Annotated in this window: 10 protein-coding genes; 4 read left to right on the top strand and 6 right to left on the bottom strand. The window is 71.3% G+C overall.

Going from position 1 to position 18,309, the window contains the following annotated elements:
• Window position 1: 1 nt before the first annotated feature.
• From WMF39_RS40495 to WMF39_RS40480, 4 genes are all read left to right on the top strand, one after another.
• Entirely contained in the window at window positions 2-1,045 is a 1,044-nt protein-coding gene (locus tag WMF39_RS40495; RefSeq protein ID WP_437741788.1) for a hypothetical protein, read from the top strand.
• Between the two features lie 138 nt (window positions 1,046-1,183).
• A complete protein-coding gene (locus WMF39_RS40490) occupies window positions 1,184-2,227 on the top strand; it encodes a hypothetical protein (protein ID WP_437741787.1) in 1,044 nt (347 codons plus the stop codon).
• Window positions 2,228-2,421: 194 nt separating this feature from the next.
• Entirely contained in the window at window positions 2,422-3,090 is a 669-nt protein-coding gene (locus WMF39_RS40485) for a hypothetical protein (protein WP_437741786.1), read from the top strand.
• A 31-nt stretch (window positions 3,091-3,121) separates the two neighbouring features.
• Window positions 3,122-4,126 (top strand): hypothetical protein, encoded by a 1,005-nt coding sequence (locus tag WMF39_RS40480; RefSeq protein ID WP_437741785.1) that lies wholly within the window; start codon window positions 3,122-3,124, stop codon window positions 4,124-4,126.
• A 79-nt stretch (window positions 4,127-4,205) separates the two neighbouring features.
• On the opposite strand, the gene WMF39_RS40475 is transcribed toward WMF39_RS40480, so the two are convergent.
• Genes WMF39_RS40475 through WMF39_RS40450 form a run of 6 tightly spaced genes read right to left on the bottom strand, consistent with a single transcriptional unit; the run spans window position 4,206 to window position 18,214 of the window.
• Window positions 4,206-8,267, bottom strand: coding sequence for a DUF6531 domain-containing protein (locus WMF39_RS40475; protein ID WP_437741784.1), 4,062 nt, complete (start codon window positions 8,265-8,267; stop codon window positions 4,206-4,208).
• Between the two features lie 40 nt (window positions 8,268-8,307).
• The gene (locus tag WMF39_RS40470; RefSeq protein ID WP_437741783.1) at window positions 8,308-10,803 is read right to left on the bottom strand and encodes a hypothetical protein; all 2,496 of its coding nucleotides are present in this window, start codon (window positions 10,801-10,803) and stop codon (window positions 8,308-8,310) included.
• Complete coding sequence (locus WMF39_RS40465; RefSeq protein ID WP_437741782.1) at window positions 10,800-13,340, bottom strand: type VI secretion system Vgr family protein; 2,541 nt, start codon at window positions 13,338-13,340, stop codon at window positions 10,800-10,802. Before WMF39_RS40465 ends, WMF39_RS40470 begins: the two co-directional genes overlap by 4 nt.
• Complete coding sequence (locus WMF39_RS40460; protein ID WP_437741781.1) at window positions 13,337-13,837, bottom strand: hypothetical protein; 501 nt, start codon at window positions 13,835-13,837, stop codon at window positions 13,337-13,339. Before WMF39_RS40460 ends, WMF39_RS40465 begins: the two co-directional genes overlap by 4 nt.
• Window positions 13,830-16,013 (bottom strand): type VI secretion system Vgr family protein, encoded by a 2,184-nt coding sequence (locus tag WMF39_RS40455; protein ID WP_437741780.1) that lies wholly within the window; start codon window positions 16,011-16,013, stop codon window positions 13,830-13,832. Before WMF39_RS40455 ends, WMF39_RS40460 begins: the two co-directional genes overlap by 8 nt.
• The gene (locus WMF39_RS40450) at window positions 16,010-18,214 is read right to left on the bottom strand and encodes a type VI secretion system Vgr family protein (RefSeq protein ID WP_437741779.1); all 2,205 of its coding nucleotides are present in this window, start codon (window positions 18,212-18,214) and stop codon (window positions 16,010-16,012) included. Before WMF39_RS40450 ends, WMF39_RS40455 begins: the two co-directional genes overlap by 4 nt.
• Between the last annotated feature and the right edge of the window lie 95 nt (window positions 18,215-18,309).

The raw sequence follows: 18,309 nt of genomic DNA, 5'->3' as shown, positions 1-18,309 counted from the left end.
TATGTTCAAGGCCATCGCATCATCGCCGCAGCCCATCCGGTTGCACAGGCTGCATGGGGCGATCCTCGCCTCTACCGGGTTTCACGTCGCGCGGGCCCAGGGCGGCCAGCTCCACGAGATGCGGAAGCTGGAGTTGCCGGGGGCTCCGGACGCTCAGCCGCAGCTCGAGCCGTCCGTCCCGCCGCAGATTACCAGCATGGTGGGCCGGTGGCCTGACCAGGTCTGGGCTCTTGTCTATGCAGGGCCGGCGATGCGCGCCATCCAGGGGCCGATGCCTGGTGCCACGCTCTGGACCCAAGTCAGCAGGAATGTGGTGGTTCGTTGGGACGACGCCTCTGGTGGTTGGGTGGAACACCCCGAGAACGAGTGGGTTGGTGAGTGGGCTGATGGGGTGCTCGTCACGGGATCCGACGGCAGGTTCAGATGGACGGACGGCGCGGACACGCCGATCGATCCCGTGCTCACTCAGGGTATTTTTGCCTACAATCCTTATGTGACCAGGGCTGGCGAGGTCATCATCCGCGTCGTGAAATCCCCTCAGTATGAGCCTGGCTGGTGGATCTTTCGGCGAGGAGAGCGCGAGCCGGAGCGGTTCGAGTGGCCACCCGGAGTGGATGAGCAGAGCGCGGAGATTTTCATCGACTATCGGTCGAACGGGCTCTTCGCCTCAGGCATGCTGACGTCAGCGGAGAATTTTATTGCACATCGTGTTCAGGGGGAATGGAAGTGGCTGCCGCCCTTTCGAGAGAACTACGAAGTGCAGGGCATCTTGACCACATCCTCGGGGCAAGTATTTCTGTGCGCACAGGCGCACTCCATGCCAGTGCGCATTTACCGCCTGGCGGCGGGAGGGGACTGGGAGAGTGTCTCAGTGCCGTTTCATGCGAGGTGCAGCGGAACTTCTCTGTTTCATCTTATTGCTACGAGGTTCGGTGGCTGTCCTCCGTATCAGCTCGTGGCCAGCGAGAACGATGAGCTGTGGCTCGCCGCCGACTTCGGTGAATCAGACATGCATCGCGCCGTCCTTTACCACGCGCATGGCTGAAGCACGCGTGCAGCTGAGCGGATGTCGTCCGCGAGGCCGGTGTGTGTCTCGGACGCCGCGCATGAAGGGGATGCGGGAGCTATTCGAGACAGGCGACTGGCGTCGCGGGAAGCGATAAGACGGAAGGTGGATCGCGGCATGTTTACGGCCATCGCATCGTCACAGCAGCCCATTCGGTTGCACCGGCTCCAGGGAGCGATCATCGCGTCTACCGGTCCCTACATCGCGCGGGCCCAGGGTGGGCAGCTCCATGAGCAGCGGAAGACGGAGGTAGTGAGGGCACCGAACGCCCAGGGGGTGGTTCCGGAGGCGATCGTCCCGGACGAGATTGTTGGCATGGTCGGTCGATGGCCTGACTGCACCTGGGCTTCTGCCATCGGTGTGGGGTGGACGATCCGCATGGGCTCCCGGCGGCTGCGTCCGGCAGAGGCGATTGTGCTGGCGGAGGAGCTGAAGAAGCCGAGGGGCGCCGCGGTCCGCTGGGACGAGCGGCACGCGCGATGGGTGGAGCATCCCGATGTCCTATGGGTGCTCCAGTGGGCGGGCGGGGTGCTCGGCTTGGAAGCCGATGGCACCCTGAGATGGCTGGACAGCTCTGATAAGCCGATCCCTCCCGTGCTCGCCAAGAAGATCGTCTGGGATGGTTGGTACCCACCTGCGCATTTTCATAGGACGACTGCAGGCGATGTCGCTGTTCACATCGTGCGAGCGCGCCATCACCAGCCTGAATGGTGGATGTTTCCGCGAGGAGAGGAGCATGGTGAAAGGCTCGAATGGCCGCCCGGGGTGGATGAGAGCGGCATCGAAATGGTTGCCGGGTATCCACCCTATGAGTCCATGGCCATCGGAGAACTGGAGTCCGGGGAGCCCTTCCTGGCGTACCGCGCCCAGGGGAGGTGGCTCCCGTTGCCACCCGTTTCACGGGAGTTTCGGGTGATAAGCCTGGCGGCTACGCCCAGGGGCGAGCTTTTCCTCTTTTCAGAGAACGCCTCGTCAGCGCTCTACATTCACAGGCTGGCGCGAGGCGGGGAATGGGAGCGCGTTCCCATCCCCTTTCACACGACCCTGCAGGTCGGGCACGAACGCAGCTTCGTGGCCAGTGAGGACGATGAGCTGTGGCTCGCCATCGACTTCGGCAATTCGACGCAGCATGAAGCCGTTCTTTATCATGCGTGCAGCTGAGAGGATGCCTGCCGCGTGGTCGGAGGGCGACGTGTTCCGGCTGCTCGGCGCCTGGCAGGAGCGGATCGTGGCGGAGGGGGGCGTGCGCGCCGAGGCGACGGCGATCCTCGCCGCCGCGCCCGGGCCGGTGCCGGAGGTGCGGCCGGAGCCGCCGGTGCTGAGGGCGGCGACGCGGAGGCGGCGGGGCGGCGCGCGTGAAGAGGGCGCGGGCGGTGGTGGAGATGCGGGGCGAGACGGCGGATTTGCCGCGGGATTTATCGAAGCTGATCTTGCCGTTCGTGAAGCCGGGGGGCGCGGAGAGGGTGGAGCCGTCTGCGCCTGCGCTGAGGTCCGGGCCGTTGCCGCTGGCTGCGCCGGAGCTCCCGAAGCCGGTGCTCGCGCAGAAGGAGATCGCCGAGACGGCGCCGGTGTTCCCGGCGCCGAGCCGGCCGGCGCTGCCGTTCGGCTCGCGCGTGGAGGAGCGCGTCGCGGTGAGCTCCGGGTTGCCGGCTGCGGAGCCGCCGGCAAGTTGCGGGGCACCGGAGGAGTCGACTGCCGGGACGGCGCCTGTGATGTTCAAGGCCACGAAGCCTGCTCTTCCGTTCGCCGGGTCACCGGACGCTCCGTCGTCGGGCGGCGGCGCGCGCTCGCCTGCTGCCCAAGGGCCCCGGCTCTCGCTGGAGGACTACGCTGCGATGCTCGCCGAGATCGCGGCGAGCCCCGCGACGGCGACGGCGACGATCGCTCGCTACGGGCTCACTCGCGAGGCGAAGGGCACCGAGGACGCGGCGTGGCAGGCGAGGTTCGCGACGGAGCCGGGGCTGCGGATGAAGTGGATGCGGGAGCTGGTCGAGGCAGGTGAACGGATCCGCGGGAAGCGGTGAGGGCTCGCGAAGGGGAAGGAGTGAGGCAGGCATGTTTACGGCCATCGCATCATCCCGGCAGCCCATCCGGTTGCACCAGCTCCAGGGAACGATCATCGCGTCCACGGGCCCTTACATCGCGAGGGCCCAGGGCGGGCAGCTCCTCGAGCAGCGGAAGACGGAGGCCGTGGCCGCACCGGATGATCAGGGGGTGTTCTCGCCGCCTTTCGACCTGAAGGATATTCGTACCATCGACGGACGGTGGCCAGACTGCGCCTGGATCTCGGCTCAGGTGGGGTGGGCGTTCTCGGGCAGAACGCCCTATCCGAGGGAAGGGATGCTCCGCTGGGACGAGGGGCGTGGGCAATGGGTCGAGCAGCCGGGCATCGCGTGGGCCCGTGGTTGGGCGGACGGGGTGCTTGCCGCGGCCGTCGACGGCAAGCTCAGATGGGTAGATGGCACGGACAGACCCATCCCACTTCTGTTCGTCGAACGTCCCGTTCCGGATTTCTTGAGTTTGTCGTCCTATAGGGTAAAGAAGGACGGCGACACTCTCTTCGAAATCCAGCGGTCACCACACTTTGCGCCTGGATGGTGGTTGTTCCCGCGAGGGGGAAGCGAAGGGGAGAGGCTCGACTTCCAGTCGCTCCCCGAGTTGGCCGGGTCGAGCCTCTTCGTGAACTTCGGTCCTTCTCCCTATGATTGGATCGCGCAAGGTACATTGGCGTCCGGGGAGCCCTTTGGTGCTTACCACCTTGAAGGAAGATGGCACATGCTTCCGCAAATGCCATTGAGTAGCAAATGGGTCCAGCGCGAGCTGGTGGCCTCGCCCTTGGGTGGATTATATGTGGTTTCGTTCGAGCGCTTTGGCTCATTGTCTATTTGCCGGCTCGTGGAAGGGCAGGTTTGGGAGCCCATTTCGATTTTCTTCTATCCGAACCGATGCTTTCCATCGGACTATCAGCTCCGCATTGGCGAGGAGGGCGAGCTGTGGCTCGCCATTGACTTCGGAGATCTGAAGCAGAATGATGTCGTTCTCTATCATGCGCGCGGCTGAGCAACGCATGCCGCTGACTGGATGCCTTCGCGAGGTCGATACGTGAGGCTCCGTGGAGCGCTGGGTTGGCTCGCCGGGGTCACCGGAATGGTAGCGGACCTTTCGGCGGAGACACATGGATTGGCTGTGTCTTGGTCAGCGCCGTGTGCTGGTCGTACACGTTGTGGCTGTCCTCGCGCGGTTTGCCATTCCTGAAGTGGTTCCACTGGCCGGGGCGCGTCGGATCGGGCTTGCTGGTGCTCAGCTCCTCGGCCGTGGGCCTCCAGTGCACGCTGTTGGCTACTCCAACGGGAGGCGCGATGGAGTGGCCGAGCCCCCAGACGAGATCGTTCGGTCCGCGGACGTCGCGGTTGGGGAAGGCGGAGGAGACATGCTGGGCGACGCCATTCGCGATGCGACCCGTGTTGCACGAGTTGAGAGTGATGAGCAACGCGCCGTTGTAATTGCCGGCCGCGTGGATCATCTGCACCAGCTGGTCTGGTGTATGCCTGGTGTTCATCCCGTTGACGTCCGTCGACGCGACATGGTGAGGCTCCCCGTGGATCACGACACGATAATTGTGCTCGTCCGGCGTTATGCGCGCTATGGCATGGCGGACGCCCTTGTCGTGCAGCGGGTTGCCGATGACGAGACAGGAAAGGCCCAACGGGTCCGCGTGGGTGGTGGGGCTGCCGTCGAAGGCGAACAGGTTGCGGCTGCCGAACAACTCGAGTGGATCCGGGCTCAAGAAGCGCGCCGTCCCGGGATCGAAGTAGCGGTAGCGGACGTAGCAGAGACCCGTCTCCTCATCGTGGTACTGCCCGAGCAGCCGGAAGGGGGACGCCACGGGCGGGCCCCCCGCGGGGCGCGCGGTGTCGACGACGAGGCCGAAGGCCGAGTGGCGCGCTGACCACGCGACTTCACCCTTCGGGTCAATGAGCTCGGTCGGGGTGCCAAGGTGGTCGGTGATGACCGCGTAGATCGCCGTGCCCTCCTGCTGGAGGAGCGGGCTCATCGTCCCCGGCTCGTGCACGAAGACGCGTACACCGCGCTCCGAGTCGATCTCGGCGGCGAGGCAGAGGCCGTCCCACAGGTACTCGACCAAGCGGGGCTTCGGCGCCTCTGCCGCCTCGAGCGCGCTCGGGGCGGAGGGCGGGACGATCTCCTTCCTGATCCGTCGGCTGAAGGCATCGTAGGCGAAGAGGACGCGTGTGCCGTTGGGGCGACGGATCTCGCGGAGCTGGCCGCGGCAATCCCAGAGGTACTCCGTCTCTCCGTCGGGCCGTGTCTCGCGCGTGCGCCGGCTCGCGTCGTCATAGGCATATGCGACCTCCTCGGTGCGGAGCAAGAGCCCGCCCGGCGCCATCTCCCAGGCCGAGCTCGCGGGCTTCAACGATCCCCCGGCGTCGTACACGAAGGACTCGCGCCCTTTCGAGCTGCTCGCCTCGAGCAACATCCCGAGCTTGTCGTAGCGGTAGTGGGTGACACCCCAGCGCAGGTCGTTGCGCTCGACGAGCGCGCCGGAGGCATCGTGGGTGTAGAGACGATCCACGAGCGTGCGTCCGGCGGTGCCGACCCAGTCGCGGGTGGGGCGCGCCATCGGGTCGACCCCACGCCGCGCCTCCACGCCCGCGCTCGAGAAGACCTTACGAATCACCGAGCCAGCGAGGTCGCGGTGGATCTCCACGCGATAGCCGTCGTGATCGAGCGACGACACGTTGCCCTCCTCGTCGTAGGTATAACGGGTTACGTGTCCGGTCGGGAGGTGGCGTGCAATGCAACGATTCTGGGCATCGTACGCGTAGCGGATGGTCCGTCCGTTCTGTGTCTCGGTCACCACACGGCCGAGCAGATCGCGCTCGACGCGCACTCGCACCTCCCCCGCTGGATCCTCGACGATGTGCTCGACGACGAGTTCCTCGGGCGTCTCGATCCTCACGGCTCCGTGCGGCGTCTCCTCGGCGACGATCTCCCCCGCCCCGTCGTGGCGGAGCAGGCGGAAGGTGCCGTCGGGATTCTCCACGCGCGCCAAGCGGCCGTTCTTTCCGTGCCGGGCGCGGGAGACGCGGCCGTCATACGAGCGGTACTCACGGAGGTTGCCGGCGCGATCATACCGGAGATCGAAGGTCTCTCCCTTCGGGTTCTTCACCTGCTGGAGCCGCTCGTTGAGATCGAAAGATAGGGACCAGACCGAGCCGTCGGGCTCGGTTACTTCTACCGGGGATTTCAGTCCCGCATAGCGGAATGTCTCAACTCGTCCGAGCGCATCGATGCGGCGGGTGAGGCGGCCGAGCGCATCGTGCTCGAAGCGCATCGAGGTCCCATCGGGCAAGTGGAGCGCGATCGGCCGGCCCAGTGCGTCGAGGTCACGGCGAGTCATTCTTCCCAGAGGATCGACGTAGACGACTGGCCGTCCTAGCGCGTCGTGGCGCCATCGACGGACCCCTCCGCGGGGCGTGTGCTCTTCGATCGCGTTGTGCTGCTCGTCGTAGAGGAAGCCGGCGCGAATCCCGTCCGGTCCGTGCATCGCGGCGACGCGCCCGTAATCGTCGTACGTCAGCGACAAGTGAGCTCCGGACGCATATTTTGCCGAAATGAGTCGATTCCGGTGGTCGTAGCTGTACTCGGTGGTCAGACCGTCGGCGCGGCGCCGTACGAGGAGATCTTCCGAATACTCGAGCTCAATCGCTCGGCCCAGGGGATCGGTGATGCTCGTGATGTTCCCCCGCCCGTCGCGGGTGAGCGTGAGGGCGTCTCCCGTCGCGTTCTTCGCCGTGAGGAGCAGGCCATCGGCGTCGAACTCAAGATCGCGCACGAAGAGGCCATCGGTCGATGCCTCGCGTACCACCGAGCCGTCCCCGGGCCGCCACGTGAAGACGCGGGGCTCCGGGGTGCCGGTGAGGTGAGTGATGCCCTGTTGGAGATCGTAGGTGAGATCGCCGGCGTGGAGGTCGCCGTCTCCCCAGGAGCGGACGCAGCGGCCGGATTCGGGATCATAGAGGTAGTAGAACGAGAGGCCGGTCGGCAGCGTCTTGCGATTGAGGTGACGCTGCTCGTCGTAGCCGTACGTCTCCGCGTGGCCGAGCGGATCCGTCGCCCGCACGAGCTCGCCGCCGTCGCTGTACGCGTACGAGATCGAGTGGACCGGAGCGCGCCGCTCGCCGCCGGGAAGAAAGACGTCGAGGCGCACGATATGGCCGTCGTCGTCGTGGGTCAGGGCGATCGTTCGGCGCGCGGTGTCGATGATGCGCGCGAGCCGCTCTGCGTCATACTCGAGGATAACCCTGTGCCCGGATCCATTGCTGATCTCGTGGAGGAGCGCGCGGCTGCTGCCGCTCGGGCGAAAGGTCCGGGTGAGGCGCGTGTCGAGCGAGAACACGGTGGCGCCGCCACGTGTATCGCGGGTGACCACGAGGCGCTTACCGCGGTGGAAGGCTGGCTCGCGTGGTGCCGTATCGTGTACGGTGATCGTCGCGCCGTCCGCGTCACGGAGGTGCAGCGTGTCGCCGTCGATCTCGATCCATTGGTGGTAGGTATGCGTCCAACCGCCGCGACCGAGCGGCGTGTGCTCGCCGGCGCGCGCGGAGCTATAGAGGCGCTTCCAGTCGATCGGAATGAGCCCCGGGATCGATAGATCCAGGGTCTCGTCGATCATGGCGCCGGACGCGACGGAAATCGGATCGAGCACCACCGTCATGTTCACGGTGGCGTTGTCAGCTGTTGCGACTTGGATGATATCAGCCGCCAGGAGCACCCCGCTGAGCTGGGCGAGTTGCATCTTTACGCCTGCTGCGTTGAGAACCGCCATGTCGCCGGTACAGACGAGCCCACGATGGCCTGCCGCAACGATCATTGACGAAGTGTAGACATTGCACACGTTGTTCACGACGTGCGACACAACATCGCCGCCCGTCGACTGGCAAGGGATGTTGCCCGGCGCCTGGACACCCATCGAGCTGCCGTGCACGAGCACCGGCGCGCCGCCAACCTCGATCCGTTCGCTGGTGTCCGTCGCGGTCGACGATCGGGCGACGTACCAGAATGGGCCTGGTACTGGCCCGGTCGGCGGCGGCGGCGGCGATGCGCTGATGGCCGCGACGGGGCCAGGACAGAAATGATTGCTCCGCGTCGTCGCGATATATTTGTAATTGATCGTCGCCACGGCGTTCTCTCCCTCTTCCTCTCCCGCTCGCCCCCGCCCCTCAGCCCCGGCTCCGCGCCACCTTCAGCAACGCCGCCAGGTTCGCCTCCGCCCTCGCCCAGAACCCGCTCACGTCAACCGCATCGGGCAGCCTCAGCCGTGCGCGCAGCTCATCGACCCGCGCCTCCACGGCGACGCGCGACAGCCTTCCCGATGCGCACTCCTCCGCCGCCACCGCGATCGAAAGCGCTCGCCCCCCGCGGTAACGCGCCCTCGGATCGAGCCGCTGCGCCGCGATCGCCTCGCGCCAGGCCCCGGCCTCCAGCTCCCGCGCCTCCTCGACGACCGGCCCGAACAGCGTGCGCAGCGCCTCCGCCGCATCGTCCGCGAGCGTCTCGTCGTCGAGCCGCTGGATCATCCACCCGGCGCTCGCCGGGCAGCCGAAGCGCGCCACCGCGGAGAGCGCCCCGCGTGTCGCCCGGTGGCGGCCGAGCAGGCTCTCGAGCCGGGGCCAGTCGCCCGGCTCCCCGGCCAGCGCGAACAGCTCCGTCGCGTACGGCCCGAGCCGTGCGCACAGCGCCTCGTCGCGCACGAGTTCCACCTCGCCGCCGATCACGAGCACCCGCGCCGCCGACCAGGCCACGGCGGGGGATGCCTCTCCACTCAGCCTTCGCAAGTGCTCGACGAAGCGCGCACGCTGCGCCGGCGACAGCCGCTCACAGCCCCAGATCCCGGCGCGCACCACCGCGTCGTGCTCGTCGGCGAGCGCGGCGCCGAGCGCCTCGACCGGCAGCTCGCCGCGCATCGAGCGCAGGTTCACGCCGGCAGCCCGCGCGATCGGGTGCGCCGACGCCGACAGCGCCCGCGCCAGCCCCGCGAGCCCAGGCCGCTCGACCAGCGCGAGCGCCTCGGCCACGGCGATCGCATGGTCCTCGGCGTCCTGCGGGAGCAGGTGCGCCGCCCGGTGGATCGCGGCGAGCGCGTCGTCCCCCGCGAAGGCGGTGAGCGAGATCGCGCCCGCGAACGACTTCCACGCGTCATCCATCCAGCGCTCCCAGAACGCGGCGACCTCGATCAGCGCCCGCGGCCCCGCGGCCACGATCGCGTCGATCTGCCGGAGCATCCGCGCCTCCGTCTCAGGCAGCCACGAGCGCCGCCCCTCGACGCGGTCGCGAGCGAGCGCGGCCACGAGCTCCGCGCAATGATCCACGACCGACGCGTAGAACCCCGCCAGCGTGACCTCGGTCACGCGCCTCGCGTCGAGCCGCACCAGCGGCGCGGGTGCGCTCTCGCGCGGCAACTCCGGGAGCGCCGGCGCCACATCGTTCGCCGCCGCGACGGTCGCCGCCGCGATGCTCGCCGCAGCGATCGCCGCCGCCGCGCCCACCTCCCCCGCGCCCTCCTCGAGCCACGCCTCGTCTCCCGGCTCCTCCGCCTCGACCGGCGGCGGGACGAACGCCTCGCGCTCCACCCCCCGCGCGATCACCGCCCCCGAGAGCGGCGTCATCACCGGAAGCGCCCCCTCCGCTCCCGCCGCGACCTTGCCCGCTCCCGTGCGCGGCGCGGCGCCGAGCGCGATCCCGCGGGTGCCATCCCGGGAGATCGCCCAGGCCACGAACGACCTCCCGGCCTCGGCCGGCGCCGCGCCGTGCCGGAGCGTCGCGAACGCACACGCGAGGCCCATCACGCCCGCCGCGGCGCCGAGCTCGCCGATCTCCGCCTCGAGGCAGCGATCGAAATACGTCGGCGAGAGCCGCTCCGCGCACCGCGCCGTCGTGAACTGCCACTCCCGGCACCGGAGCGCGCCAACACGCCCTTGCCCGAAGACGGCCTGGATCGACCCGGCATCGGCAGGCAAGCTGCGGAGGAGCGCGGTCATCGCCGCCGCGTCGACGGGCTCGTCGTCCTCGTCGGTCGCGCGCCCCGGCGCGTGCCGGCTCGCGACGATCTCTCCCACGGCCGCCACCCCCCACCGCGACGCCTGCTCCGCGGAGGCCACGAGCAGCGCCCCCGCGCCCTCGGACGGCGGCGGCGGCGCGAGCAGCCACGGGCTCTCCGGCCTCCGCCGCCGCTCGGCGAGCGCGTCCACCCCGGCGTACGAGTCGACGCCGACGAGGAGCGCGGCGCCGCCCGCGCCGCCCGCGCCGCCCGCGAGCAGCTCCGCGATCCGCGCCAGCGCCGCGAACGCGCCCGCCGCCCCGGTGAAGCGCTGCGCCGCGGGGCCGAGCGCGCGGGCCAGCTCCGAGAGCGCCCCCTCGGGCAACCCCGGCCGTGGCGCCGGCGTCACGACGAAGCGCGGGATCCCCGCGGCGTCGCCCCCCGGCAGCGCCGCGAGGGCCTCGGCGACGGCGCCTCGGGCGAGCGCGAGGAGGCGGCCCGCGTCGGCCTGCGAGGGCCTGATCCACGGGCAGTGGCGCGCGTCGATCCGGCGCCCGTCGGGCCCGATGAACGGCGACGGCGGGGGCGGCGGCGCCCCGGCGCGCGGAAAGAAGACGTGATCGCGCGCCGAGGCGCCGGCGGGCGAGACCAGGCCGAGGCCGAGCACGGTGAGCTTCATCGGTGCGTGAGCGAGCCCGACTGCTTCGAGCTCCCGGTGATGGTGATCGAGGGGGACTTGATCGTGACGCCCGCCGGCGTCGCCGAGATCTCGGACGCGCCGCACCGGAAGGTGATCGGGCTGCCGCCGAGCTTCAGGTTCCCGCTCACCTCGAGCGTCAGCGCGCTCTTCGCGGTGAGCGTGTACGAGCCGCCCGCGCTGATCCTCAGCGCGCCCTTCACGTCCGAGGTCATGGCCCCCGCGACGCTCCGGGTGATCGCCCCCCGGCTGCCGATGTTCAGCGATCCGAGCCACTCGCCGAGGCCGCCGCCCACCTGGAGGCCGGCGCTCGCCGCGCTGCTCGTGTGGCTCCCGTTGATCACGGTCGTCGCGGGGCCGGCGGTCACCCACGAGACGGGGCCCGGCGTGGTCAGCGCGTAGAGGGCGCCCACCGTCTCGGTGTACGAGCCGCTCGCGACGACGCTGCGGTGGCCCGGGCCGGGGCCCGCCGGGCCGCCGCCTGCGCCGCTGGCCCCCGCGGTCCCGCCGCCCGGCGCCGCCTCGCCCTGCGCGGGCCGGCCGTGATCCCACGGCATCGGGCTCGACGACCCCTTCACCGCCGCCAGGATCGCCTCGCCCCCCGGCAGCAGCGACATCGCGCTGCCCGCCGCGCTGTCCTTGATCGCGGCGAGCGCGCCCTCCGCGCCCTTCGCCTGGTAGCCCTCGTAGGCCGCGCGCGACGCGCCCATCGCGGACGCCGCGATCTGCCCGGCGGCGCCCCGCGCGCTCACCTTCGACAGCAGCGCGGACGCGGCGAGATTGGCCGCGCCCTTCACGGGGTTGCCGGCCTGCTCCACGAGCATCCCCCCCACCACGGCCGTCTCGGCGCCCACCTCGCTCACGAAGTTGCCCCCCGCGCTCTGTCGCTGCGCGGCGCCCACCGTCACGCTGCGGGAGCCGTAGCCGCCGATGTACCCGAGGTGCACCGAGGTCGACTCGTCGCCCCCGACCTCGGCCTGCAGGGCGGCGCCGACCTGGAGATCCTCGTTCTTCAGCGTCTGCGCCTCGTGGTCGCCCCCGACTGTCGTCTCCTTGGCGAAGGGCGCGTGCACGAGGACGTGCTCGCGGCCGGCGGCGTCGTCCATCTGGATCGCCGTCCGCGCCCCTGCGCCGGGCGAGCTGTCGGTCGCGATCGACGTCACCGTCTTGTTCGCGGGCAGCGCGAGGGGCGGCCGCTGCTTCTCGTTGTACGAGCGCCCGAGCACAACGGGGCGATCCGGATCGCCGTCCTCGAACATCACGAAGACCTCCCAGCCCACGCGCGGCAGGAGCATCGGATCCGGCAGGTGCGGCTGCGCCACCCGCACGGGCAGGCTGCTCCGCTGGTCGCCCTCGCCGTGCAGATCCCAGTGGAAGCGGAGGTGGACGCGGCCGAGCGCGTCGGGGTGGATCTCCTGCCCGCGCTCCCCGGTGACCCAGGCCGACTGCACGCCGGCGATGCGCGGCCTCGGCGTGACCTTCGGCAGGCGGAACGGCACGCTGGCCGGGATCGCCCCGACGCTGGCGCGGAGGACCCCGTCGCTCGCGTCCCAGCGCAGCGCGACGTCGGTCACCACGCAGTCGCCCGCCGCCTGGACGACGCCGTGGTGGTCCGGCGCCTCCACGAGGCGGCAGCGCGCGCCGGGCGAGAGCGCGAGCGCGTTGCTGTCGAACGACAGGCGCGCGGCCTCGGCGCGCAGCGACTCGAGCCGGATCCGCGCGCGCGCCGCGCCCTCCGCCGGCGAGGCGAAGCCGCCGGGCGCCTCGTAGACCTCCACGTCCCGCTCCGCCTCGACGCCCCCCGAGGCCTCGGCCTCGAGCGAGAGCCGGGGCTGATCCGGGTTGTGATCGCGGAGGACGACCTTGCCGACCGCGCGCCGGAGCCGCCGCGCCGCGTCCACCGCGACGGGCCCCGGCTCGTCCAGCGTGCTGCGGGTGACCAGCGCGACGCCGCCCGGGTAGGCGTCCTCGGCGGAGGCGGAGTCGTCCTCGAGGACGAACACCTCGCCCTCGCCGTCGTCCTCGAACCGGAAATACAGCCCGTGCTCCTCGCAGATCCGCCGGACGAACGTCGCGTCGCTCTCCTGGTACTGCACGACGTAGCGGCGCTTCGGGTAGGACGTCGCGAGCCGCTTGCGCACGGTCCTGTAGCCGCCCCGTCGCACCACCTGCTCGACGATCTCCGGCGCAGTCATCTCCTGGAACGTGCGCGCCCTCCGGGTGAGCGCGAGCAACGCGAAGCGCGACGCGAGCGTGAGCCGGTAAGCTCGCAGGTGCTCGTGATCGCTCGCGATCACGGCGAACCGGGTGACGACGCCGAGGAACGTCCGGCTCCCCGTGGGGGCGTCCAGAGCGAGCCGTCCCGCCTTGCGGAGCACGCTCCCGGGCGCGACGAGCGCGTCCCTCGGGCCATGGAGATCGATCTCGAACGCCGAGGCCTCTCCGAGCCGCTCCACGCCGCGGACGCGCGAAGGCGAGAGATCCGGATCGCCCTCGATCGTCAGCGCGACGCCGCTCACGGCAGCTCCACCCGCGCCGAGAAGATCCGCACGAGCGCCGCCATGTCGATCACCAGCCGGTCGCCCTCGATCCGCACCGCGCCGCCGGGCTCGATCCGGAGGCTCGATCCCGGCACCTCGAGCTCCAGCGTCTCCCTGGCGCGGAGCCGGAGGTGGCGGGCGTCGAGCGCGAGCGTCCCGTGCGCGTCCGGCGCCGGCGCCGAGGCCGTCTGGAGCGCGCCCAGGATGGCGACGCCCCCGTGCGCGTCCGCGAGCACGACGGTGCGGCCCTCGCGCATGCACTCCTCGATGAACGCGGGTGAGACGCCGGCGGCGAGCGTCGCGAGGAGCCGGCGCCCGTCGCTCGAGCGCACCTGGAACGCGGGGCGCGCGTCGCTCTCCTCGCCGCGCGCGACGATCATCTCCACGACCCCCGGGTGGAGCCCGGGGCCGAGGGGCTTCGCCTCGCCCCGCGCGGGGCGGGCGGTCGATTGCTGAACCGTGCGCGACCTAGCCATAGTGATGAACCCCTTCCTCCACGCTCGACGTCGGGCCCTCGAGCTTGCCCGAGATGGTGATGGAGCCGGGGGTCATGGTGATCGTCACCCCCTGCGCCTTGATCGTCAGCTTCGCGGCCGCCTCGACGGCGATCTCGGCGCCGGCGATGTCGGCGGCGCCCCGCGAGGTGGTCGTGATCTTGCCGAAGCTCTCGGCGACGTCGCCTCCCGCGGTGACGCTGCGCGAGCCGAAGCTCTCTGCGTAGAGCCCCCGCACGGTGAGGCCGTAGGAGCCGGCGTCGATGGTCTGCGCGCCCGAGACCTTCACGATCGCCGCGCCGGCCACGCCCACCGACTCCGACGGGCCCGCGGTGGTGCTCACCGAGCCGCCGACGAGCAGCGTCGAGGCGCCCTTGACGAACACGCTCTGGTGCTCGACGCCGACCTCCTGTTTCACTCCGCCCACCATCCGGACGAAGCTCGGCGTCACGGTGAGGTAGTCGCCGCCGGCGCGGATCACGCGGGCGCCCCCCACGGTGATCGCCTCGGAGGCCGCCTTCAGCCCGTAGTTCGAGTCGACCGCCACCTTGCGCTCGCCGCCCACCTCGAGCGACAGCGCGCCCGCCACCTTCTCGACCCGCCGCTCCTTGACCTCGACCGTCCGGGCGCCGCCGACCACGCGCTCGGATCGCCCGGCGATCTCGGTCCGCTTGTCGTTCTCCGTCCGCTCCCGGTAGTCGCCCGACGTGTCGAGCCCGAGGCGCTCGTTCCCGGCCTCGTCGCTGATCCCGACGCCGCTGCCGCCCGAGCCGCCGGGGGTCGCCCGCGTGCCGAGGCGGGTCTCGACCTTCTTCGCGGGCAGCGCGGCGGGCGGCGCCTGGACGGCGTTGTATAGCCGGCCGAGGATCACGGGGATCTCCCCGCCCCGGTCGCTGAAGCCGACGAGCTCCTCCCAGCCGACCCGCGGGTTCAGCATCGCGCCCGAGAGCTGCGGCTGGGTCACGCGGGCGAAGCCGGAGCTCCGGTCGTCTGACGTGCCGCACGTGCCGCACGTGTCGCGCGTGCCCTGGCGATCCCAGCGGAGCCGGAGGCGGCTGCGGCCGTGCTCGTCGAGGGCGATCTCCTTGCCCGGCGGCCCGGTGACCACCGCGGTCCCTGCGCCGCCGCGAGGCTCGGGGGCCCGGCGCGCCGGGCGGAAGCCGTCGCGCGCCGGGACCGCCTCGAAGCGAGCGCGGTAAGCGAGCTCCTCCGGACCCCCCTCCGCCCTCGCCTCGTGCACGACGGCAAGCACGAGCCAGCGCGCGTCGCCGAGCTCCTCGGGCGGGTCGGTCACCTCGACGATCTCGCCGGCGCGGAGCTCCGGCGCCGTGGCCTCGCCCTCGAGCGAGGTCGCCCCGGCCCGGCGCTCGGCGAGGCGGATCGCCGCGAGCTCGCGGCCCGCGTCCGGATCGTCGAGGCCGCCCGGGACCTCGTACCACTCGAGCGCGCCCTCGCCCGAGGCGCCGCTCAGATCGAGCATTGGCCGGGTGAAATCGTACGCCTTGAGCGCGACCTTCTCGACAGCCACCCGCCTGCGGATCCGCGCCGCGGTGAGGGCTCGCCCGGGGACGAGCCCCGCCTCGTCGCGCCACGGGATCGCCGCGCCGGTGTCGAGGAACGTCTCGGGCGCGTCGGCGACGTGGAGGAGCGTGGGATCGCCCTCGTCCGGGAACCAGCTCATGCCCTCCTCGGCGAGGAGGCGGGCGCAGAAGCCGAGGTCGCTCTCGAAGACCTGCGCGCAGTGGGGCCGCTTCGCCGCCGCGCGGCGGGCGCGGAGGTCGAGGCGGACGCCGTGATCGCCGAGGACGCGCGCCGCGATCTCGGTGGCGCTCTCGTCGACGAAGACCCGGTAGTCGCGCGTCTCGTCGAGCCGGGCGACCGGCGAGGCGAGGGTCACGCGCGCGTGGGCGTCGCGCTCCTCGACGGCCTCCACCGCGAGCGCGAAGCGCCGCTCGACGCCGTGGAAGCGCAGCGTGAGCGTCGCGGCGCGGCCGATCAGATCGAGCGCCGCGAGCTCGGTCGGCTCGCCGCCCACGAAGGCGGCGCAGCGCGCGTGGGCCACCGTCGGGGCGCAGGCGCGCTCCTCGACCTGGCACGCGTGGACGCGGAGCTCGGCGTCCACGCCGGGGATCTCGAGCAGGATGGGTCGCTCGCTCACTTGCCCGCCTTTCCGCTGGCGCGCCGGGTCGTGCCGCCGTCCACGTGGGTGACGCCGCCGGTCGTCTTCAGCTTGCCGCCGCCCAAGCTCATCGTGCCCGCCGCGATGCTGCCGCTGGCCTGGATCGTCACCACCGGCGCGCTGATCGACACCTTCCCGCCCGCGCCGATCGACACCTTCCCGGCCGTGATCGTCCCGATCGACGCCTTGACGCCGACGTTCCCCGCGGCCCGCTCGTGCACCGCGCCCGCCTGGCTCCGCTTGCCGCCGTTGATCGACTCGGCGTAGCTGCTGCAGCGGATCGTCCGGGAGCCGCGGCAGGCGTAGGTGCGCGCTCCCGCGACCGACTCCGTGACGCCGAGGCCGCTCGCGATCGACGTCGTCCCGAGCACCACCCGGGAGCAGCCGCCGCTCACGTTGACGTTGGACTGGTTGCAGAGCAGCGCGTAGCCGCCGCCCACGACCTCGACGCACGACCCGCTGGCCAGCACGGCGCGGTTGCCGGTGACGTCGACGAGCTCCGCCCCGCCGACGAGCTCGGAGCTCGCCCCCTCGACCGAGAGGAGCATCTCCTGCCCCACGTCGACGCGCTGGGTCGCCCCGACGCGCGCGGTGTGGCTCCCGAGCACGTTGCTGGTGAGCGACAGGCCGACGACCTGCGCGTCGTCGCCGTCGATCCGCGTCGTCTCCGGGCCGCCGACCTTGACCGACAGATCCCGCGAGGCGTGGACCGAGAGCGCCTCCGCGCCCGCGTCGTCGACCATCGTGATCCCCTGGGTCTCGCCGCTCCTCGGCGTGGTCCACGACTGGAGCGCGGTCGTCGCCGACGCCGCGGGGAGCGGGAACGGCGCGACGGCGGTCGCGTTGTAGGCGCGGCCGAGGACGAAGGGGCGATCCGGCGAGCCGTCGAGGTAGCCGACGTGGACCTCCCAGCCCACGCGGGGCAGGAACATCGAGGCGCCGAGCGGGTGCTGGAGGCAGCGGATCCAGTGCGAGGCGCGGTCGTCCGCGATCCCGGAGCGATCCCAGAGGAAGCGCAGCTTGATCCGGCCGAGATCGTCGACGTGGATCTCCTCGCCGGGCGGCCCCGTGATCACCGCGCTGTCGATGTGCTCCACCGCGGGCGCCGGGCGGAGCGCGGGCCGGAAGGGCGGGTGATCTCCGCCGTCCGCGGCCTTCGTCGGCCTGAGCGCGATCCGGTTTCCGTAGGGCGTGGCCGCGCCGCCGTCGCGGCTCGGCCGCGCGTAGCGGTGGGAGAGCTCGGCGACGAGCATCCGCTGCTCGAAGAGGTCCGCCCCCGCGCCCGTGATCTCCACGAGGCGCCCTGGCCCGAGGCGGATGCAGTCGCTCTCCCCCGTGACGGTGACCTTGTCGCGCTGCAGCTGCTCCAGCCGCCTCCGGGCCCGCGCCTTCGCGGCCTCGGCCGTGGGGACGCCGGCCGGGACCTCGAGCCACGCGAGCTCGCCCTCGCCGGCGTGGCCGTCGACGTAGACGTCCGGGTGGCGCACGTCGAAGTCCCGCACCGTGACCCGATCGGCCACGGCCCGCTCCTCCCACTCGAGCGACGAGAGGGCGCGCGCGCCGAGCTTCGCCCCGCGGGCCCCGGCGTAGGGGAGCGCCGCGCCGCCCTCGATCCCGTCGTGCGAGCCGTTGCCGTCGCCGAGGACGATGCGGTGCTCGCCCTCGGCCGTGGTGTCGAACCAGTACGAGATCCCCTCGTCGGCCAGCAGGCGCTCGATGAACGCCCACTCCGCCTCGGCGTACTGGACGCACTGGGGCCGCACCGGGTACGCGTCCGCGAGCCGCGGCTCGATCGCCGCCGTGGGGATGTCCGCGCCCGCCAGCACCTCGGTCACGACCTGCTCGGTGGTCTTCTCGAGGAAGACCCGGTAGCCGCCGCGCAGCGTGAGGAGCCATGGCGGATCCGAGAGGCGGAGCGCGTAGATCCGCCCCCGGCCGCGGCGGAGATCGCAGCTCGCCTCGACGACGAGGAGGCGGACGAGCCGCTCGGAGCCCTCGGCGGGGTCGACGAGCGCGAGCGTCGCCGGGGCGCGGAGGAGCGCCGCGAGATCCACCTCGTCGGGGACGGCGACGCGCACCTCCCAGGACGAGAGGGCATCCATGGCCTCGCGCCCCGCGAGCTCCAGCACGACGCACTCACCGAGCGGCTCGCAGGCGAGCCGGACGTCGATGTCGCTCATGGCTCCCAGGTCCGTGAGCCACGGGGGAGGCCGGCGTCGTTCCGCGGGGATCTGCGCATGTTCGCTGCCACCTCGAGATCGCTCCTGGCCACGCG

Origin of the sequence: Sorangium sp. So ce1504 (assembly GCF_051521635.1) — a bacterium.
GTDB classification, from domain to species: Bacteria; Myxococcota_A; Polyangia; order Polyangiales; family Polyangiaceae; genus Sorangium; species Sorangium cellulosum_B.
The sequence above is the reverse complement of the archived record's forward strand: the minus strand, read 5'-3'. Positions and strand labels throughout refer to the sequence as shown.